The sequence below is a fragment of the Mesorhizobium sp. Cs1299R1N1 genome (assembly GCF_037179655.1).
In the GTDB taxonomy this organism is placed as follows: domain Bacteria; phylum Pseudomonadota; class Alphaproteobacteria; order Rhizobiales; family Rhizobiaceae; genus Mesorhizobium; species Mesorhizobium salmacidum.
Map to the genome: position 1 here is coordinate 1 of NZ_JAPYKR010000116.1, position 512 is coordinate 512.

Below are 512 nucleotides of genomic sequence, written 5' to 3' on the forward strand. Positions count from 1 at the left end.
CTCGATGCCCGCTACGAGAAGGTGCGCGAAGCCGGCATCGTCATGAGCCAGGCGGTGCTGATCGCGGTTGGCATCGACTGGGACGGCCGGCGTCAGATCCTGGCTGTGGAGATGGCCAATCGCGAAAGCCGCTCGGCCTGGAGGGACTTCCTCGTCGGCTTGAAGGCGCGCGGCCTCAGGGGCGTCGAGTTGGTCGTGTCAGACGATCATGCCGGCCTGGTCGCGGCGATCGGCGAAGTCATCCCGGAAGCGGCATGGCAGCGCTGCTACGTCCACTTCCTCAGGAACGCGCTCGATCACCTGCCGAGGAAGCACGGCGACGACTGCCTGCAGGAACTGCGCTGGCTCTACGACCGGCGCGATCTCGCCGAGGCCAAGGCCGATCTCGCCGCGTGGCTTGCCAAATGGTCGGGCCGCTACCCACGACTGACGACGTGGGCGGAGGAAACCATCGAGAGCACGATGACCTTCTTTCGCCTGCCGCGCCAGCATCACAAGCACCTGAAGTCCAC

General features: G+C 66.0%; 1 protein-coding gene. It reads left to right on the plus strand.

Going from position 1 to position 512, the window contains the following annotated elements; all coding sequences use genetic code 11:
- The coding region (locus O7A70_RS33970) for an IS256 family transposase (RefSeq protein WP_337144228.1) at positions 1-512 on the plus strand (512 nt) is incomplete at both ends.